This window comes from Arcanobacterium sp. S3PF19, assembly GCF_000758825.1.
Classification (GTDB): Bacteria; Actinomycetota; Actinomycetes; order Actinomycetales; family Actinomycetaceae; genus Arcanobacterium_A.
In genome coordinates this window covers 1-14,827 of record NZ_JRMX01000014.1, presented here as the reverse complement: position 1 = coordinate 14,827, position 14,827 = coordinate 1, and the positions used below count along the sequence as shown (strand labels likewise).

At 57.0% G+C, this 14,827-nt stretch carries 13 protein-coding genes; 6 read left to right on the top strand and 7 right to left on the bottom strand.

All coding sequences use genetic code 11. The features are described 5' to 3' along the window. Positions 1–102: 102 nt before the first annotated feature. The 5 genes from HMPREF1631_RS06815 (at position 103) to lysS (ending at position 5,578) form a co-directional block, all read left to right on the top strand. Positions 103–600 carry a PH domain-containing protein gene (locus HMPREF1631_RS06815; RefSeq protein WP_156956230.1) on the top strand — a complete coding sequence of 166 codons (498 nt, stop codon included), beginning with the start codon at positions 103–105 and terminating at the stop codon, positions 598–600. After that, complete coding sequence (locus HMPREF1631_RS04340; protein ID WP_034232912.1) at positions 597–2,201, top strand: PH domain-containing protein; 1,605 nt, start codon at positions 597–599, stop codon at positions 2,199–2,201. The genes HMPREF1631_RS06815 and HMPREF1631_RS04340 overlap by 4 nt, the downstream gene beginning before the upstream one ends. Before the next feature lie 10 nt (positions 2,202–2,211). Next, complete coding sequence (locus HMPREF1631_RS04335; RefSeq protein ID WP_034233261.1) at positions 2,212–3,090, top strand: Rossmann-like and DUF2520 domain-containing protein; 879 nt, start codon at positions 2,212–2,214, stop codon at positions 3,088–3,090. A gap of 9 nt (positions 3,091–3,099) precedes the next feature. Continuing rightward, positions 3,100–3,945: a pantoate--beta-alanine ligase gene (panC, locus tag HMPREF1631_RS04330; protein ID WP_034232910.1), complete on the top strand. Its 846-nt coding sequence runs from the start codon at positions 3,100–3,102 to the stop codon at positions 3,943–3,945. 112 nt (positions 3,946–4,057) lie between these two features. Continuing rightward, a complete protein-coding gene (lysS, locus tag HMPREF1631_RS04325; RefSeq protein ID WP_034232908.1) occupies positions 4,058–5,578 on the top strand; it encodes a lysine--tRNA ligase in 1,521 nt (506 codons plus the stop codon). A 110-nt stretch (positions 5,579–5,688) separates the two neighbouring features. Here the strand turns inward: lysS and glpK are convergent, their stop codons facing one another. The 6 genes from glpK to glpA all read right to left on the bottom strand — a co-directional run bounded on the left by glpK (position 5,689) and on the right by glpA (position 13,174). After that, the gene (gene glpK, locus HMPREF1631_RS04320; RefSeq protein WP_034232906.1) at positions 5,689–7,215 is read right to left on the bottom strand and encodes a glycerol kinase GlpK; all 1,527 of its coding nucleotides are present in this window, start codon (positions 7,213–7,215) and stop codon (positions 5,689–5,691) included. A 64-nt stretch (positions 7,216–7,279) separates the two neighbouring features. Next, complete coding sequence (locus tag HMPREF1631_RS04315) at positions 7,280–8,029, bottom strand: MIP/aquaporin family protein (protein ID WP_034232905.1); 750 nt, start codon at positions 8,027–8,029, stop codon at positions 7,280–7,282. Positions 8,030–8,237: 208 nt separating this feature from the next. Then, positions 8,238–8,894, bottom strand: a complete 657-nt coding sequence (locus HMPREF1631_RS04310) for a uridine kinase (RefSeq protein ID WP_034232903.1) — start codon at positions 8,892–8,894, stop codon at positions 8,238–8,240. A gap of 10 nt (positions 8,895–8,904) precedes the next feature. Then, a complete protein-coding gene (locus HMPREF1631_RS04305; protein ID WP_034232901.1) occupies positions 8,905–10,188 on the bottom strand; it encodes an anaerobic glycerol-3-phosphate dehydrogenase subunit C in 1,284 nt (427 codons plus the stop codon). 8 nt (positions 10,189–10,196) lie between these two features. Further along, positions 10,197–11,450, bottom strand: coding sequence for a glycerol-3-phosphate dehydrogenase subunit GlpB (glpB, locus tag HMPREF1631_RS04300; protein WP_034232899.1), 1,254 nt, complete (start codon positions 11,448–11,450; stop codon positions 10,197–10,199). After that, positions 11,447–13,174, bottom strand: a complete 1,728-nt coding sequence (gene glpA, locus HMPREF1631_RS04295) for an anaerobic glycerol-3-phosphate dehydrogenase subunit GlpA (RefSeq protein WP_084707437.1) — start codon at positions 13,172–13,174, stop codon at positions 11,447–11,449. Before glpA ends, glpB begins: the two co-directional genes overlap by 4 nt. A gap of 317 nt (positions 13,175–13,491) precedes the next feature. Here glpA and HMPREF1631_RS04290 point away from each other — a divergent pair, with 317 nt between their 5' ends. Continuing rightward, entirely contained in the window at positions 13,492–14,445 is a 954-nt protein-coding gene (locus HMPREF1631_RS04290; protein WP_034232897.1) for a sugar-binding transcriptional regulator, read from the top strand. Positions 14,446–14,528: 83 nt separating this feature from the next. On the opposite strand, the gene HMPREF1631_RS07240 is transcribed toward HMPREF1631_RS04290, so the two are convergent. Continuing rightward, positions 14,529–14,827: hypothetical protein (locus HMPREF1631_RS07240; protein ID WP_034232895.1), on the bottom strand; the 299-nt coding region annotated here is incomplete at its 5' end.

The following is a 14,827-nucleotide window of genomic DNA, read 5'->3' as shown; positions in this document are numbered from 1 at the left end:
TCTGCGGATATTCATACTGCCGAACCAAAGATTCGGATATGTTTCCGCGGTGCCGTGTGTAAAATAATATCGTTTACGAAATACGGAGAATGGGAGCAGAAAATGCGCACCGCCCTTGGCTCTGAAATGGAATTTCAGGGTGTTGACGAAAATTATTTCAAAGTTTTGCGTATCGCGGCACTGTTCGGTTTTGGAATATGTGCCCTGCTGCTTGCGGCTGCGGGCTTCTTTTTCAGGGAGTCGGCGGCAGTGCTCTGCGTTGTGTGTGCCCTGCTGCTTGCGGTTCTGTGTGTCACGGCTGCGCTGCTCGCCGTGGCCCGCCGCCGGGCGCGCGCTGTCGGATATCTGCTTGGCGCCGACGAACTGCTTGTGCGCAAAGGAATTATGTTTCGCAGGCTGGTTGTTGTGCCGTACGGAAGAATGCAGACGGTAAACGTGGAATCGGGTCCTGTTTTGGGGCACTACGGGCTGGCGGAGATAAAATTTGTGACCGCTTCCGCGGACGCCGATATTTCAATTCCCGGTATTCGGCTGCACGACGCGCAGAATCTGCGTAAAGAGCTCACCCGGCTGGGTAACGCAAAAATGGAGGGCCTGTGAGCAAAAATGAAAATAAGACGCCTCTCGGGGATGAAATAGATCCCCGCCTGTGGCGGAGGTTTCATAAAATTACCCCTTTTGCGTCCTTTGGGGCGTTCTGGGCGGCCATAGGCACATTCTGCTATTCCGTTATAAAAAATATCGCGGAAAATGAACAGGCCCGGTTTTTTGATGTTCTGCGTTATTTCGGAAGCGGATTTGTTCTTGCCTGTGTGGTTTTGGCGTTCTGCGTGTTCAGCATTTTGATCATTGCGGCGGCTTATTTCTCCTGGCGGAACAAAACCTATGCCCTCACGGATTCCGGGGTTCATCTGCGGCAGGGAATTATCCGCAAAAAACACCGGCAGATTCCCTGGGAGAGAATTCATACGGTAGATGTGCAGCAAAAATTTCTCGGCCGGATTTTCGGTTTCGGCTCGGTGAAAATATCTTCCGCTTCGAATGAAGAAGATATTGAGCTGGGTCTGCTGCGTTTGGCAGAATGCGCAAAGGTGCGTGCGGAAGTTCTGAAGGCCGCCGACGCAGTGCGCATGGGCCGGCCGTATATTCCCCCGGATACCGATCTTCCCCGCGACGGCTCTGCCGGGGAAAATTCTTTGGCGGAAACGCCGGTCCTCCCCGAAATACCCATTTTGGATGCCGACGACGCGGAAAACGATCTGCAGATTTACGAACTTCCGTTTTTCAGGCAGCTGTTTACGGACCTCTGCTCCCGGCTGCCCGCAGTTGTTGTGTTGCTCTGTGTGGCCGGCGCCGGCATCTCCGCGTCGAAAAGCTATATTACGTTGTTTGTCATATGTCTGACGATTGTCGCCGGTCTGCTGAGATCCATGTTTAAAGATTTCGGCACGCGTATCTATATCTCGGATCACGGTCTGCGCCGCCGCTATGGGCTGACCATGGTCAGAACACGGACCATACCGCCGCAGCGGATTCATGCAGTGGAATTGATACAGCCGTTTATGTGGCGCCGTTTCGACTGGTGGACGGTCAATGTGCTGGTTGCGGGAGGAAGCACGCAGAGCGACAAAGACGATCTGAGCAGCACGGGTTTTGTTCCGGCAGGTACGCTGCCCGAAGTGCTGGGCCTTCTGTGGACGGTAATTCCGGATTTGGGTGTGGACGACGCCGGGGAGCTGCTGCGGGAGGCTCTCGCCGGCAGCGGAAGCGGGAAATACATTACGGGTGCTCCCGCCCGGGGAAGAATTCTGGATCCCGTTACCGGTCCGGGCAGAGGAATCTTTGCTTCCGAAAAGGTGCTGCTGATCCGTTCGGGAAGATGGCGGCGCAGGGTGACGTTTATCCTGCAGGATCACCTGCAGGCAACGGGAATGAGCGTCGGTCCGCTGCAGGGCAGGCTGGGACTGGCTTCTTTCCGCGTTCATTTGGTAAACGGAATCGTCAAATCCAGGTGCAAAAATTACACACGTGATTTTGTGGAGAATTTCCTGCGTGCGGAAAACCTGACTGCCGCGCGTGCGCGGAAAAAAGGCGTATCGGAAAGCCTTGACGGGTGGAAACGCCGTGTTCTTTTCGGCTCCGCCGCGCAAAACACAGGGAAAATAAAGAGAGAAAAGACAGTGGGGACAGCCGGTGAATAACACGGGAAGAATGAAAATCGGGATTATTTCCGCGGGGAAAGTAGGGTCTGTGCTCGGGGCCGCACTGCGCTCCAAAGGGCATGAAATTATCGGTGCATATGCGTCTTCGGAGGCGTCTCTCGACCGCCTGGAACTGCTTTTGCCGGGTGTGCCCGCACTGCCCGTTACGGAAATTGCGCAGCGTGCGGAGTTGGTACTGCTGGCTGTTCCCGATGACGAGCTGCCCGGGCTGGTTTCCGGTTTGGCGAAACTAGATATTTGGAAACCTTCCCGGATTGTTGTGCATACGGCCGGCAGATTCGGAACGGAAGTCCTGGAACCGGCCGCGCGCGCGGGGGCAATGTGCCTGGCGATTCATCCGGCGATGACTTTCACCGGTACCTCTTTGGACCTGATGCGGCTGCAGGGATGCCCGTTTGCCGTGACTGCCGCGGGTATTATGCAGACGGTGGGCCGGGCGCTGGTCGGGGAAATGGGCGGAGAGCCCTATCTGATCGATAATGCGGACCGGGAAACGTATCATGCGGCTTTGACGCACGGCGCAAATTATCTGGTAACTCTGGTCACGCAGGCGCGGCGGATGCTGGAGAGTATCGGCATGGAAGATCCCGGGCAGTATCTGCGTCCGCTGCTGACGGCGGCTTTGGAAGGGGCTTTGAGTTCCGGGGACGCCCTGCTGACCGGGCCGATAGTGCGCGGCGACAAAAATACCGTGGCCGGGCATCTGTCTGTGATTAAAGACCCCGATATTCTTCGGGTATACCGTGCATTGGGAACGGCGACGGCAAACCGAGCCCGGGACAGGAAAGTGCTGCCCGCCCCGATCGCCCGCGAACTGCGTTTGCTACTTCACAGCGGCGATGATGAATCTGAAAACAATCCGCAATAAACTGAAACCGTGAAAACAGTCAGAACAAAAGCAGAATTAAAAGCGGCGCTCGCCGGTCTTTCCGGTACGCGCGCACTGGTAATGACAATGGGTGCACTGCATGAGGGGCATCTGAGCCTCGTGCGGGAAGCGGCAAAAGCGGCGGACAACGTCTGTGTATCGATATACGTCAATCCGCTGCAGTTTGCGCCGGGTGAGGATTACGAATCGTATCCGCGTCGGTTGGGAGCAGACCTTGCCCTGCTTGAACAGCATAATGTGGCACTTGTCTATGCTCCCCTCGATGAGGATATTTATCCGCGCACGCCGCTGGTGAGAATAGATCCCGGACCGGTGGCACGGATTTTGGAAGGCAAAACGCGCCCCACGCATTTTGCCGGCGTGCTGCAGATTGTGCATAAAGTAATCAGTCTGGTGCAGCCGCAGAAAGCGTTCTTCGGGCAGAAAGACGCCCAGCAGCTGGCTCTGATCCGCACGATGGCGGCCGATTTGGATCTGCCTGTGGAGATCTGTTCGGTGCCGATCCGCCGCGAAGCTTCCGGCCTGGCTCTGAGCTCGCGTAATGCATATCTTTCGGCCGAGGAGAAAAAAGCGGCCGAGACGCTTTCCCAAAGTCTGTTTGCCGCCCGCAGCGGCGCAGCCGCAGGCTTGGGCGCCGATGCCGCCGTCGAACGGATAAAAGCGGCTCTTGCCGCCAATCCCCTGATCGAAACCGATTATGTGCATGCGGTTGATCCGGATACTTTCCTGATTCTGGACGGAGAGAAGCAGGTGCACGGCCGGGCATTGCTGGTGTTGGCCGCCCGTGTGGGAAGCACGCGTCTGATTGATAATCTGGAAGTGGATTTCCGGTAAATGTTACCGGTTTAAGAGACCGTGCAAAGCGCGGAAAATTCGGTTTTTCCGTGTTTGCCGCTAAAATAATGTTGAGACAATGGCAACTTCGACAGTCTGTGAATGTGAAAATATGAATAATAATTCAGTTTCTGCCGCCGGTGATATGCCGGAGCAGATTAAAATCCGAAAAGAAAAGCGGCAGCGTCTGATTTGCGCAGGTCGGGATCCGTATCCGGTGCAGCTTCCGATTACCCATACGCTGCAGGAAGTGCGGGAAGAATATCCGCAGGTTGCCCCGGGGGAAGAACTGGATGATACGGTGGCGGTTGCGGGGCGCGTAATGCTGATGCGTCCTTCAGGGAAAATTGCTTTTGTGTCGCTGCAGGCCGGCGACGGTACGCGGCTGCAGGTTATTTTTTCGCTGACCAATGTGGGCAGGGAAGCGCTGGATGCCCTGAAGAGTGATGTTGACCTGGGTGATTTCATTTTTGCGAAAGGTCACGTGGGTGCGTCCAAACGCGGCGAGCTCTCTGTTTTTGCGCACGAATGGCAGATGGCTTCCAAGGCCATCCGTCCGCTGCCGAAGACCTTTGTGAACGAAAACGGGGAAGAGATGACGCTGAGCGAGGAGACACGCGTACGCAAGCGTCATCTGGATCTGATCACGCGGCAGAGCGCGCGGGACATGATCCGGATTCGGGCAGCCATGATGCGTTCCATCCGGCGCACTTTTGAAGAGCGTGAATTTATCGAAATCGAAACCCCGATTCTGCAGACGCTGCACGGAGGTGCCGCGGCCCGTCCGTTTACCACCCATATTAACGCCTACGACCAGGATCTTTATCTGAGGATTGCCACCGAGCTGTATCTGAAGAGAGCCGTGGTGGGCGGCGTGGAGCGCGTTTATGAGATCGGAAAAAATTTCCGCAACGAGGGCGCAGATTCCTCGCATTCGCCGGAGTTTTCCGCGATGGAGGCCTACCAGGCTTACGCCACTTACGATACGATGGCGCAGCTGACAAAGGATTTGATTCAGAATGCCGCGCGCGACGTGTTCGGCTCCGAGAAGGTAACACTGGCCGACGGAAGCGAATACGATCTGGGCGGAGAATGGGACCGGATCTGCCTTTACGACTCTCTTTCGCAGACTTTGGGCGAAGAAATCACGGTGGAGACACCGCGGGCGCGCCTGTGCGAAATTGCGGCCCTGCACGGCATTAAAGTCAAAGATTATGCCGTAAACGGGAAAATAGTCGAAGATATCTGGGAGGAGCTTGTGGGAGATAAGCTCTACAGGCCCACTTTCGTGCGCGATTTCCCGGAAGACACCTCGCCGCTGACCCGCTATCACCGTTCAAAGCCGGGTCTGACGGAGAAATGGGATCTGTATATCCGGGGCGTGGAGACGGCTACCGCCTATTCGGAACTGGCGGATCCGGTGATTCAGCGCGAGCGCCTGACTGCGCAGTCTCTGGAAGCGGCGAACGGCGATCCGGAGGCGATGCAGCTCGATGAGGATTTCATTGAGGCGATGGAACAGGGATTCCCTCCGTCGGGCGGCATGGGCATGGGAATTGACCGGATGCTGATGGCCATGACGGGTCTGGGAATCCGCGAAACGATTGCTTTCCCGTTTGTGAAGCAGTCTTAAGAGCGGCGAAACATTTTCGGAAAACGGAAAGGCGGTGGCAGAAAGATTTCTTTCTGCCACCGCCTTTATCTGCACAAAACCAAATCGGCCTTTACGGAGGAGAAGCCGTTTCAGTTTTGACGCACGTCTTCATCCACCCAGTCGAAGGTGCGTGTTACCGCTTTCTTCCACAGACGCATCTGGCGGTCTCTTTCGGTGCCGCACATCTGCGGCGTCCATCTTCTGTCTTCCTGCCAGTTGGCCACGACGTCTTCTTCGCCGTTCCAGAATCCGACGGCAATGCCCGCCGCATATGCCGCTCCGAGCGCGGTGGTTTCGGCAACTTTCGGCTTTACTACCGGCACTCCCAGAATATCGGCCTGGAACTGCATGAGCGCGGAGTTTGCCGTCATGCCTCCGTCTACGCGCAGCTCCCCGAGATTAACCCCGGAATCCGCATTCATTGCTTCGAGCACTTCCGCGCTCTGGAAAGCGGTTGCTTCGAGTACGGCACGTGCCAGATGGGCCTTTGTGTTGTAGCGTGTAAGACCGACAATCACACCCCGGGCAGTATCTTTCCAGTACGGCGCGAACAGGCCGGAGAAAGCGGGAACGATGTAAACGCCGCCGTTGTTTTCCACGGACTGCGCCAATTCCTCAATTTCCGCAGCGGAAGAAATAATTCCGAGCTGGTCGCGCAGCCACTGAACCAGCGAACCGGTTACCGCGATTGAACCTTCGAGAGCGTAGACCGCCTTTTTGTCGCCTATCTTATAGCATACGGTGGTGAGCAGGCCGTTTTTGGAGGTGATGGCTTCCTCGCCTGTGTTTATCAGCATAAAGCAGCCGGTGCCGTAGGTGTTTTTCGCCATTCCTTTTTCAAAACAGGCCTGGCCGAAGGTGGCTGCCTGCTGATCGCCCAAATCGCCGGCGATCGGCGTATCGATAATCAGTGTGTTTTTTGCCCCGTAGCCGTAAATTTCCGAAGAAGACCTGATCTGCGGCAGCATAGACATCGGAATTCCCATATCTTTGCAGATGTTTTCGTCCCACTGCAGTTTTCGCACATCCATCAGCATGGTACGCGAAGCGTTGGTTACGTCGGTGACGTGTACGCCGCCGTCCGGTCCTCCGGTGAGATTCCAGATCACCCAGCAGTCGGTGTTGCCAAAGAGAAGATCGCCCGCTTCCGCTTTTTCCCGTGCGCCGGGGACGTTGTCCAAAATCCATTTGATCTTCGGGCCGGAGAAATACGTGGCGAGCCCGAGCCCGCATATTTCCTTGTATTTATCGGGCCCTTCCGCCCCGGCCAGTTCGTGCACGATCTCATCGGTGCGCGTGTCCTGCCAGACAATGGCGTTATATACGGGCTCGCCGGTTGTTTTGTCCCAGACTACCGTGGTTTCGCGCTGGTTGGTGATCCCCACGGCGGCAACTTCATGCCGGTTTATATTGGCTTTGCCCAGGGCGTGGCCGACAACCTCGCGCACATTTTTCACAATTTCCATCGGGTTGTGCTCCACCCAGCCTGCTTTGGGCATGATCTGTTCGTGTTCCATCTGCCCTACGCTTATTACTTCCCCGCTGTGGTTAAAAACGATTGCCCGGGAAGAGGTTGTGCCCTGATCGATTGCGAGAATGTATTTCTTTTCAGTCATGTTGGGATTCCTTTAAGAGTTGAAATTTGGATTTTGATATTCGGTATCTGTCTGTCTGCCGCAGTTATCCGACAGAGAGAATGTTTAATGCGTTCTGCCCGAAGAGTACGCCTGCCAGTATTCCGCCGATCAGCGGGCCGACGACCGGCACCCAGGAGTATGCCCAATCGGATCCGCCTTTATGCTTAATCGGCAAAACGGCATGGGCGATACGCGGCCCCAGATCGCGGGCGGGATTGATGGCGTATCCCGTAGGGCCGCCGAGAGAAGCGCCGATGGAAACGATTACGAGTGCCACGGCGAGCGGGCCGACCGCGCTCTTCGTCATTCCCGAAACAAGTACCCAGGCTACAAGCACAAAAGTGCCGATTGTTTCCGTCACGCAGTTCCAAAAGTAGCCGCGGATTGCCGGCCCGGTGGAAAACGTGCCGAGGATTTCGGCGCTGTCTTCGTGTGCGTCGTAGTGCTGCTTAAAGGCGAGCCAGGCCAGTACCGCGCCCACAAATGCCCCGGTGAACTGTGCGGCGATATAGACGGCCACAGACGCTCCCGTAACCGCAATTCCGGGCATAAATTCGCCCGCCCCGGCGGCCACAAATGCGAGAGTGACGGCGGGATTGAGATGCCCGCCCGTTTTCCATGCGGCGTAAACGCCGATAAATACCGCAAGTCCCCATCCAAAGTTGATGAGCAGCCATCCGGTATCTTTTCCTTTTGATTTGGTCAGAAGAGTGGTGGCGACGACGCCGACGCCGAGCAGTATAAGGAGTGCGGTGCCGATAAATTCGGATAAAAATATCTGTCCGAGTGACATGATAGTACCTTCCCTGAAGGCAGAGTGCCTTATGATGCAAATTGCGGATATGGATGCAGGCCCGCTTCACTTCGCTGTGATGCGAAACACGTGCATATATAAACTATGGCATAGGTTGTTTTGTCTGCGGAGTATTTGCCTGCAAATGAACGAACGTGCATAAAAGGTCATAAAAAATGAGAAATGGTATATGACGTGCGTTTTTCCGTTAATCCCAACGCTGCGCGGCAAGGATTTGCGTCAGGACCTCCTGCGCCCGGCTGTAGGAGACCCGGCGTGCCCCTTTTTTCTGCAGGTATTCATACATCGCCGGTTCTTTGAGAAAATGCGCAAACCCGCGCCGCAGCAGGTTGGGCAGCGGTTTGCGCGCTTCGTCCAAATCTCGCATGAGGCGAAACCAGAATGTCTGAACCCGCGGGCGGCAGATGCACAGCGCATCGGCCAAAATTCCCTCACGCTTCAGATCGGCAATAATGTCGGCGGCAAAAATCCCCTCCGCCAATACGTAGCGTCTGCCGTCCAGCTCCACTTTCCGTTCTCCCACGCGCGCGTTGGAAGGAATATCGTAAATCGGAACCGTGGTGCTGCCCTGCGCGCACAGCTCCACGAGTGCCCGGACTGCCGCGGCTTTATCCCAGGTCTGCGGGGAATCCCAGTCCACCATGCCATGCCGGCGGGGCAGACCGGGCCTGTCGCCGTCAAAATAAAATTCATCCAGCGAAACCACCGGAAGACCGGTGCGGTGCACGAAACGTGTTTTTCCGCTGCCTGAGGGGCCGGTGACCAAAATTACGCGTGCGTGCGGCGTACGTCTGTAATCTGAAGGCAGATCAAACAGACCGTCGCCGGAAAGTGAGGTAGACATACATCATAGTCTACTTCAAATTATCCCAATGCGGGCCATACAGGCTTTCGGTGCCCGCAAGACCCAGAGCGTGGTGAATCAGCTGTACGGGGTGGATGACCTCCGCGCCGGATCCCTTGCGGATCTGCCACCGGCATGTTTCGGTTTCGCAGGCGGCAAGCTGCGGATTTGTTTCTTTGACCATCTCAAACAGCGGTTTTCCGATTTTCTGCGCCACTTCGTACTTTTCCTTTTTCAGACCGTACGTGCCGGCGATCCCGCAGCACGGGCGCCCGGACTCAACCACTTTCACCCCGGGAACGGTTTCCATCAGGCGGATTGCGGGCATCCCGATTCCCTGCGATTTCACCTGGCAGGGCTGATGATAGGGGATGGTAAGATCGCGCCGCCGCAGCTTTTCCGTGGGGAACTGACCGCTGTCCACCAGCTCCAGCAGGAACTCCGAGGTTTCCACCGTGCGCGAGGCAACATCAATCAGAGACGGATCGTCGATTCCCATAATTTCGTGGGCTTCGTGGCGCAGCATACCCGCGCAGGAACCGGAAGAAGAAACAATTGTGAGGTCTTTGCCCGCGCTGCGCAGCTGCCGGCAAAGCCGGAGCACCTGTTTTTCCGCCTGCCGGAAAATTCCGTTGGACTGCTGTGCCAGGCCGCAGCAGCCCTGTTTCGGCACAAGCACTTCGTATCCCAGAAATTCAAGCACTTCGACGGTGGCGATTGAGGCCGAGACTTCGAAATAGCCGCCCGCGCACCCGTGGAAAAATACGATCGGACCTTTCGGGAACGGGCCGACCCGTTTCTTTTCGTGTTTCCGGAACCATCCCATAAAGCTGTGAAAACGTGCTTTCGGCACGGGTGCCTCGGCATGCACGCCCAGTACTTTTTCCACGGCTTTGCGCACGGGTTTCATCGACAGAGCGGCGTTCGCCAGCGGTGCCACGGGCTGCATGAGTTTCCCTTCCAGAGAGGTTTGGGTAATCAGCAGATCCCGCAGCGGCATATTGCCGGCTTTCATTACCGCGCGCGCCCGGGCATTTATTTCCGCAATTTTTACGCCCTGCGGGCAGACGGTGGTGCAGATCGAGCATCCGGAGCAGTATCCGAGGGAATGGTCTACCGACTCTCCGTTACGGAAACGTTCGGCCTGCGGACCTACGTATTTGGGGCCCGAAAACAGCGCAGTGACTTCCAGCACGGGGCACATGGACTCGCAGACCGTGCATTTTACGCAGGAATCCAGAGAGATCCGCGCCAGTGATGCCTTGGCGTGTTCCAAACTTTTTACGGTTGCCATGTCTGATCTCACTTTCCTTCAATTGCCGCAAACACCGCGGCTGCACTGCCGAGTGCGATTCCTTCGCCGGATTTTTCATCCCAGGGCAGGCTGCCGCCGAGGATGTCTCCGGCACAAAACAGATTTGTGAATACGGGCTTACCGAATTCGTCGACGGGGTTCATGTCTCTGTTTACCGCCACGCCCGTGCGGTAGATCTTTTCCGCCGCGAAATCCCTGCCCGGAATATCGGGTGAAAAGAGAGGCAGGCCAAAAATACTCTCTTTTATTTTTCCGTACGAATCGCGCACGATACTGCCCGACTCATAGCGCCCCGCCGCGTCGGTGACCGTCTGCACGGGTATCTGTGCCACGCGCCCTGCCTGCCGGACTTTCAGAGCCAAAATTCTCTTCCCCTGCGCAACGGCGCCGACAACGGTGGAGTTGAGCCGGATGTCGACTCTGTTTTCCCTGCAGGCGCCGAGCAGCGCGTCGCTGATCCGCCGTCCGCCAACGGATGGGGGAGGCAGCGGAATTTCGCCCACGGGAACCGCAAGTTCGCCGCTTATCGTGCGAAATGTCTGCGGACGCAGACCGAGCACTGCGGGAACGAGAACGGTTTCTCCCGGGCGTATCTCTCCGCGCAGCTGCCGGCAAAGCTCTTCGCGCAGCGCCGAATCGGGGGAATCGAAAGCGCGGGCATGGACGGTTGCGTTCGCATCACGTTCGATACCGCCGCGAATAGGCAGGTCGAGCAGTTTTGTGCGTACTTTAACCCGAACCAGGGGATTGCGTCGCAGATTGTCTGCGGCAAGTTCGAGAGGGAAATCTTTCAGCCGGTCAAATCCGGCAAGCAGATATTCACCGCCGTCTTTCAGCACGGAATGCCGCATTGATTCCGGCAGGACCGCAGTGGGTCTGACGCTGCCGACGGCGGTGGGCAGCAGTACGTTGCACAGTTTTTCCTCTTCCCGGTATGACGGAAAAAAATCCAGTTTTTGCGTTATATGCGCAATTCCCCGTTTTACGTTTTCCAGACCGATTTGGGCATAAGGATGGTGGGGATTTTCCGCGGTAAAACGGGCAAAAGCGCTGTCCACGCCGGTGACCGGGGTTTTGTCGGCCCGTCCGTTCTCCCATCCCAAAACGTCAATGGTTCCGTTTGACTGAAGCAGACCGCCGATTCCCCGCGAGAACAGGGTAACGGCATATCCTGCCTCAGAGAGCATAAGTGCGGTGCTCAGGCCGGCAATTCCGGCTCCGATTACGGCTGTGCGGTTCATTGCGCATTCTCCTTTCCGGGCGTGTGTTTGGCGGGGGTACTCTGCGCTTCAAATCCGCTGGGCCGCAGTCCGTCGTGCCGTCCGTGAAGCAGCGCAAGATCTCCCGTTTCGCGTTTTGCCTCCGGCTGCGGATCCGGCAGATGGTCCAGATCCAATATTCCGTTGAGCACCCACTTTCCGAGAGCGCCTTCGCGCAGCTGTTCGCCGTGCAGCAGCGGACGGATTCCCTGCTGCCTGTTTGCCACGAAGAGGCGGAGCATTGTGCTGCTCCGGTCCGCCAGGCGTGCCGCATTTTCTGCTTCTGCGCTGCCGCGCTGCCGCTTCTTTTGGAAATCGTGCATTATGGCTGCCGTGCGCAGGGAACAGAACGTGCCCTGGCACGGGCCCATGCCGATTCGCAGCTGCCGGCGGACATCGTCCAGATTTGCTTCCGGCTGCGCGGTGAGAACTTTTTCGACCATGGATCGGGTGACCAGTTCGCACTCGCAGATAAGCTGGTCGTCCAGCCGGTCTGCCTCGCGTTGCCTGAGCCGGTCGGAAAGTTTGTGCGTGGGGCGTCCCTGTGCGTCCGGTACTTCTTCGCGGTCCGTGGTGCAGGGCCGTTCCTCGCCCATCAGGGCACACATCGCGTCAACCGCATTTTTTGCCATAAGACGGTAAGTGGTGAGTTTTCCGCCGGCGATTGTGAGCAGCCCGTCGATGCCGTCGCGTGAACTGTGGTCGATAACGGACATGCCGCGTGACATATGCCGGGTATCCGAGGCGCTGACGCGCCTGTCTTTAACCAGCGGACGGGCTCCTGCCCATACGTGCACGGCGCGGGAGTTGCGGAATCCCGGAACCATCGCCTCTCCCGCGTCCAGCATTTTCTGCACTTCGTCGTCGCGAATCTCGAGAAAATCGGGGTCCTGCGCCGCCTGGTCGGTTGTGCCGATTATGCAGACGGTGTGCCCGGGGACGATGATATCCCCGTCTGCGGGGTAAATGCAGCGGTTAATAACCATATTTACCAGCCGGTGGTTCATTGCGACCATGATTCCGCGCCCGGGCACGACGTCCACGCCGTGCGCTCCGGCGAGCGCCGCGATCTGCCCCGCCCACGGACCGCCCGCGTTGATTACAAACCGGCATTCGATCCGGATGTCTTCCCCGCTTTTTTCGCCGTGGGCAATTACCGCCCGGACGGCTCCGTTTTCCGTGATGATTTTTGTGACGCGGTGATAGCTCAGAATCTGTGCCCCGTATGCTTTTGCCGATTCTGCCGCGCCCCACGTCATGCGCCATCCGTCGACCGTGCCGTCTTCGACTTCAAAAACGCGTTTCATTCCGGGATGCAGACGCGGTTCGCGCCGCAGAGCGTGGGCAACCGAAATTTCTTCCGCAGGCACTTTGGTGTTTTTTGCCGCCTGAAGAAATTTGTCGGCATGCTCTTCGCTGTCCTGCGGGGTGACGACAAAGAATCCGCCCGTTTCTTCCACGGCATCGGCATGAATCCGGCGCAGCACCGCATTTTCCTGCGCACATTCCGTGGCGGAGCCGGGATCGGAGACGACATACCGTCCCCCCGAGTGCAGCAGTCCGTGGAACCGCCCCGTGGTTCCCTGGGCAAGATCGGCGCGTTCCACAAGTACGGCTTTAAAACCGCGCATTGCCAAATCCCGGATTGTGCCGGCACCCGTTGCGCCGCCGCCAATCACAACAACTTCCGTATTTATCTGTTTCATAACCGGCTTCCGCTCTGAAGTGGGTTTCCTAAGCCTACGGATTTCTCTGCCGTCAGCGTGCCTTATCGCATGCGTGTATTCGGCGGGGAATACCGTTCGGACAGTTTCAGGGTAGGTTGCGCAGGGCGGATTTGAGAACAAAAAATCTGTTTTTCCGCGAAATTGCGCATGTGTGCATCGGTATTTTTCGGCTGTGGAACGGGTTTCAGATAACGGCAAATTACGCATAACCGTCATTGTTTAAATGGTTAAAATTTAGCTTTGTTTCGGTGTATTTTAGAAGATAGAAAAAACAGGAAGCGCAGAGGAGAAAGTGAATGCCCGAACGCAGGAATTTGGCTTATGAAGCCGCTGTGATGCACTACGTGCAGGGTGAAACAATGGAATCTATCGCCCGCCGTTTGGGGGTCTCCCGTTCCACGGTGTCGCGTCTGGTGAAAACCGCGCGCGACGAAGGGTATGTGCAGATTTCCCTGCATCCGCCGAAAGAGCTTGCCGACACGCTGGGAATGCGTATCTCGCGGTATTTCGGTATCCGCACGCATGTGGTGCCGGTTCCTTTGGGGGCAAATGAGGCGCGGCGTCTCACATCCGTAGCCACTATGGCCGGTCTGGTGATTTCCGATCTGGTGCAGCCAAATACGGTGATCGCGGTGGCATGGGGGAATACCGTATCTGCCGTTTCCGACCATCTGGTGCCAAAATCGGCTTCGGGATCCGTTGTGGTTCAGCTGAACGGAGCCGCAAACAAAAACAGCACCGGTATTCCCTATGCCGGTGAAATCATGGAGGCTTTCGGACGGGCCTACGGAGCCGCCGTGGTTCATTTTCCGGTGCCGGCATTTTTTGACTACGCCGATACGCGTGAGGTTCTCTGGCGTGAGCGCTCCATCAGTTCCGTGCGTGAAGTGCAGAATTCTGCGGATATTGCCGTCTTTGGAGTGGGTGCTCTGGATTCCAAAATTCCTTCGCAGGTGTATTCCGGCGGGTATCTGACGCATAACGAGCTGGCGTCTTTGGCGGATGAAGGCGTGGTCGGAGATATCTGCACGGTGCTTTTGCGCGCGGACGGATCCTGGGCGGATTTGGAGCTGAACAGGCGGGCCTCCGGTCCGACGCCCGAGGCGCTGCGCGCAATTAAGCGGAGAATATGTGTGGTTTCCGGAACCGAGAAAGCGGTTCCGCTGCTTGCCGCGCTGCGGGCAAGAGTGGCCACTGATCTGATTATCGACGAAGACACCGCTTCCCGGCTGGAAGAAATGATTTCCTAAGCAGGAAAAGGGGAGTGGGCGAAGCTTTGGCTTCGCCCACTCTTTTGTGATTACCCGTTGTGATTATCCGGATATATCAGGCATTATTTGTGCGCAGTGCGCGTTTTTCCTCTTTTCTCCGACATTCCGGCAGCGGTTCCGAAGAACAGCAGCAGAAGGGCGGCGAGGCAGTAAATTCCCGCTGCGCTTCCGGTATGCGACAAATTCGCCCGATTCTGCGAATCGGCGGAGCCGCCCCGGTTTTGCGTCTGCGAAGAAGCACTGCCCGCTCGGGTGCCGGGTGTTGTACCGGGTGTTGTACCGGGTGTTGTACCGGGTGTTGTACCGGGTGTCGTGCCCGGTGTCGTGCCCGGTGTCGTGCCCGGTGTCGTGCCCGGTGTCG

What these genes read in the sequence shown, in the direction of transcription:
- HMPREF1631_RS06815 (WP_156956230.1), top strand. Translation starts at nt 103, where the DNA reads ATGCGCACCGCCCTTGGCTCTGAAATGGAATTTCAGGGTGTTGACGAA.
- HMPREF1631_RS04335 (WP_034233261.1), top strand. Translation starts at nt 2,212, where the DNA reads ATGAAAATCGGGATTATTTCCGCGGGGAAAGTAGGGTCTGTGCTCGGG.
- lysS (WP_034232908.1), top strand. Translation starts at nt 4,058, where the DNA reads ATGAATAATAATTCAGTTTCTGCCGCCGGTGATATGCCGGAGCAGATT.
- glpK (WP_034232906.1), bottom strand. Translation starts at nt 7,215, where the DNA reads ATGACTGAAAAGAAATACATTCTCGCAATCGATCAGGGCACAACCTCT.
- HMPREF1631_RS04315 (WP_034232905.1), bottom strand. Translation starts at nt 8,029, where the DNA reads ATGTCACTCGGACAGATATTTTTATCCGAATTTATCGGCACCGCACTC.
- HMPREF1631_RS04310 (WP_034232903.1), bottom strand. Translation starts at nt 8,894, where the DNA reads ATGTCTACCTCACTTTCCGGCGACGGTCTGTTTGATCTGCCTTCAGAT.
- HMPREF1631_RS04305 (WP_034232901.1), bottom strand. Translation starts at nt 10,188, where the DNA reads ATGGCAACCGTAAAAAGTTTGGAACACGCCAAGGCATCACTGGCGCGG.
- glpB (WP_034232899.1), bottom strand. Translation starts at nt 11,450, where the DNA reads ATGAACCGCACAGCCGTAATCGGAGCCGGAATTGCCGGCCTGAGCACC.
- glpA (WP_084707437.1), bottom strand. Translation starts at nt 13,174, where the DNA reads ATGAAACAGATAAATACGGAAGTTGTTGTGATTGGCGGCGGCGCAACG.
- HMPREF1631_RS04290 (WP_034232897.1), top strand. Translation starts at nt 13,492, where the DNA reads ATGCCCGAACGCAGGAATTTGGCTTATGAAGCCGCTGTGATGCACTAC.